Origin of the sequence: Prevotella sp. 20925_1_30 (assembly GCF_041433025.1) — a bacterium.
Taxonomy (GTDB): Bacteria; Bacteroidota; Bacteroidia; order Bacteroidales; family Bacteroidaceae; genus Prevotella; species Prevotella vespertina.
Genome location: NZ_JAPWAR010000055.1, coordinates 1 through 3,790, shown reverse-complemented (window position 1 = coordinate 3,790; position 3,790 = coordinate 1). Strand labels below are relative to the sequence as shown.

The 3,790-nt window shown below is 37.1% G+C and carries 5 protein-coding genes; 4 read left to right on the top strand and 1 reads right to left on the bottom strand.

Annotated features, from left to right (window positions below):
- Window positions 1-369: 369 nt before the first annotated feature.
- Entirely contained in the window at window positions 370-591 is a 222-nt protein-coding gene (locus O3603_RS11875; RefSeq protein WP_100016360.1) for a hypothetical protein, read from the bottom strand.
- Window positions 592-970: 379 nt separating this feature from the next.
- Here O3603_RS11875 and O3603_RS11870 point away from each other — a divergent pair, with 379 nt between their 5' ends.
- From O3603_RS11870 to O3603_RS11855, 4 genes are all read left to right on the top strand, one after another.
- Window positions 971-1,465 (top strand): LPD11 domain-containing protein, encoded by a 495-nt coding sequence (locus O3603_RS11870; protein ID WP_371523034.1) that lies wholly within the window; start codon window positions 971-973, stop codon window positions 1,463-1,465.
- A gap of 250 nt (window positions 1,466-1,715) precedes the next feature.
- Window positions 1,716-1,889: a hypothetical protein gene (locus O3603_RS11865; RefSeq protein WP_371523033.1), complete on the top strand. Its 174-nt coding sequence runs from the start codon at window positions 1,716-1,718 to the stop codon at window positions 1,887-1,889.
- Window positions 1,890-2,659: 770 nt separating this feature from the next.
- On the top strand, window positions 2,660-3,022 hold the full coding sequence (locus O3603_RS11860; protein WP_018911161.1) for a hypothetical protein: 363 nt from the start codon (window positions 2,660-2,662) through the stop codon (window positions 3,020-3,022).
- A 36-nt stretch (window positions 3,023-3,058) separates the two neighbouring features.
- Window positions 3,059-3,772 (top strand): SH3 beta-barrel fold-containing protein, encoded by a 714-nt coding sequence (locus tag O3603_RS11855; protein WP_018911162.1) that lies wholly within the window; start codon window positions 3,059-3,061, stop codon window positions 3,770-3,772.
- Window positions 3,773-3,790: the final 18 nt, after the last annotated feature.

Sequence of the window (3,790 nt, the reverse complement as noted above, 5' to 3'; positions counted from 1 at the left end):
GAAGAAGGTTTATAAAGAACTATGATACAAGGAGATACAAGGAATATTCATTTTCCTCTCTCTCCGCATCGCACAGCGAGTTAAGTCCCTAAGTTACAACAACTTAGGGACTTTTTATTTATCTATACTAAAAAGTTGCCCCACTTTTTGCCCCAAAGTTGCCCCATTTTTTGCCCCACTTTTTGCCCCACTTTTTTCTCCGAAAATTTGTTCAATCCTGAAAAGCGCTTTTTTATGTAAATATTTTTCAGTATTTGTAATTACCTGTTTTTCAATGAATAACAGAAGTCATAAAAAGTAGGAATCGAACCTTTTATATCAGATTATATCAAACGTTTCATTTATCGGATTTTTTTCGCCACTTGCAAATCACTTTCCCTTGCGGTTCGTTTTTGTCCTAATCAACTCCGACGCTCGAATGATGGCTTTCTTGTTTAAAACCACTCCTCCCTTGCTTAGCCCTACTCTTTCCAACGAACGTCGCTTGATGCCGATATCTTCTGCCGTCAATACGCTATAAATTGCAGGTATAGAACCGAAGTAATAGTTCTTCCTCCCTTCCATCAGTTGCACATGTATTACCTTTACCATAGCCTTTATTGTCTTAGATTACTCCAAAGTTACAAAATAAGCCCTATATACGATATTTTGAGTGATAAATCTTCAAAATATCTATCTTGATTAGTTTTCAACTATTCTACAGTAGACATATCTGGCTTTAATTTTCCTTTGCAAAGGAAAGCAAGGTCGTAAGAACACAAAGTACCGCTACACTATTTAAGAATATTCTCACGGTAGCCTTCCACAAATCAAAGATTTGGGTTTTCCATGAGAATATCCTTAAATTACTTTGCTTATCTTCCTGATGACCTTACTACCTTATTTGCACGTAAAATTTGAAAGCTCGATAGTCTCCTGCTGTAAAAAGTAGAGAACTAAAGGGAAAAGTATTCACTTTAAAATAGCACATATGGAAAAATTAAAGTTACAGAGAGTAGGAAGAAACTACAGTGGGCAGATTGCTTATAAGGATGAGAAAGGTAATTTTTACCTTGACCTAAATACAGCTACCAACGCAATTCCAACGGAGTTATATCATTGTCTTCCATCTAATGATATGGACGGAGAACCAGGATTTCCTTTGCAGTGTGATTTTGAAGTCATAAACCCTATCACAGATAGAGAAGTTAGAGAGTACCATTGCAGAGGAAGGTATATGATGTTATCGAAGATATACAATGACTTGACAGCATATTTTGGAGAGACAGGCGAGGAAGAACGTGATAAGCAAGACTTTCGTTATCACAATGATAAATATGGTCTTTGGGGTGATACCATTGCGGAAACTATAGACGAACTAAAGAGACGTTGGCACGAAATCCCCGAAGACTTAAAACCTGAATGGTGTTCATGGGAGGATATTGTGAAGTTGGAGCGTAAAGCAGAATTAAGCAACTTCCAATAATACGTTGTATATGGTTACACTGCATAAGTAATCTTTATATCTATTTTTCTACTTGCAACTTACATGCAAGTAGAGAATTTATTAAATTTACAATCATAAAACTAAAAGCTATGTTTACAATCGAGAAATTCAGAAACAAGTGTGCTAATGTTTCAACTGAAACCGAACTAAGAGAGAAAATTGAGGAGTGTGCAAGATTCTTCGGCTATGATGTCCGTGAGAAAGGTTGCTCTCTATATGATTTCTTTCCATGGGATATAAATCTGACTATATTGGACGCTTTTTTGTTGAGCTAAAGAATGGAAATAGCTTGTTAGCAGACAATGCTACAATAGCAGAAGTTGAGCCAAGAAAAGTAAAGTTCTATGCTAATTATGATGACCCAGGAAGTGATGATTACGTTTATACTTTTGAAATCTTATAAATTCACTTTTGGTTTAGCGTAATCCTTTTGTAAGAATAAGTGTATATATCATCTTAAATGCTGGTTTTCTTAAAGATTGCCAGCTTCTTTTTTGTGCTGCGCCAGATGGTCGCAGCACACATCAATCATAGCCCTATCAAACACGCTATCGCAAGTTTTTCTCTTTCTTGCTTTTCCCTAATGATTCTGCTTTATCCCCCACAGCTTCGCCAGTATTCCGCTAAGCATCAGAAACGCACTTATCTCATATACATGAGCGTGCTTTTCTTTTCTGCTTTACAAAACACAGGCTACGCCGAAACCCTTAAAACAGTCTGTGCTGTTTTAATCCCATGAAAATCACGGTCTCATGTTCTACGAAACATTTCGACAGAGGTTTTCAAGGGACTTTGGGAGAGCGGTTATGACAGTATCTTGTTTTAAAGCCTACGGCAACTTTGCTATTCTTTACCCTTTAGTTTAGGGCATAGCCCTGTGTTCGTTGTAGTCGTTTACACTCCTTGCATACACGATCTGGCTTTAATTTTCCTTTGCAAAGGTAAGCAAGGTCGTAAGAACACAAAGTACCGCTACGCTATTTAAGAATATTCTCACGGCAGCCTTCCACAAATCAAAGATTTGGGTTTTCCATAAGAATATCCTTAAATTACTTTGTTTATCTTCCTAATGACCTTACTACCTCATTGCACGTAAAATTTGAAAGCCTGACCGTGATGCTGCAATAGCAGTTGAACGAGAGGGAAATGTATCACTTATTAACAACAAGAATTATGACAAACAACTATGCTATCTTGCTATCGTTAGGCTTCTGTAAGGAAGATTATAAGTTTGAAAACTTCAAATCTGATTTTGGTTACGATTGGACAAGTGAAGATTTAGACGATGCTATTGAGAGTGCAGGATTTGATATACGAAATGTAAGAAACTGCTTGATGGATATACTTTGGTTTAAAGTTGTGTATGAATATGTTGATAATAAAGGCTGTGATAGAGAAGACTTTGATTGCTATGTGAACGGCTCACTTGACACCCACTTCTACTTCAAGGAGACCGAGGTAAATTCAACAGAAGACATAGAAGAACTTCTTGAAAGGGAAAATGAAATATCACATCGTCAAGTTTTTAATGCTTGACGATGTTTTACATAAACAAATAACAATCTCATCAATATGGAAAATCTATTTGAGACTTTAGTTGAGAAACTTCGCAAAGGCATTGTTTCTTTCGTGTATCGTAAGAAAGACGGCACAGAACGTCATGCGTGTGGTACGCTATATGGTATAGGACACACCATTAAGGGCAACAGCATTCATCACCATAGCAAATTTACACTTGCTTACTATGATGTAGATTGTAAGGCTTGGAGGTCGTTTCTCATTGACAATCTCATTGAGGTAGGCGAACTTCGTAAAGGGACAATAGCAGAACATCATGATATTTGTCTTGCACTTGTTGTTAAGCTAAAAGAGAAGATGAAGAAAGACGGAGTTACGGCTTTCGCTTATCGTAAAGTTGATGGTTCTGTGAGATATGCACATGGCATTCTTTCGGATAATATAGATATTACGGGACAATACTTTTGCTATTATGACACAGACAAGCAAGAAGAACGTAAATTTCGTATTGACGCTTTCATTGGTTTTGGTGAGCCATCAAGCATTGAGGTAAACAACATCTTCACAAACAATGAAGAGCCACAAGTGACAAGTGGTAAGTCTTATAATGACTTTAGTCAGCTTGACATTAAGACCATTCTTGCAAAGAAAGGTATAGATATTGAGGACACGGAGAACTTTATGGTCATTGACTTATTGCCCAAGCTGAATAAGGAACAACTGAAAGACCTTATCATAAAGGCAACAACGAGACTTGCAGAGTTATAAAAGGCAACGGGGGGGCTT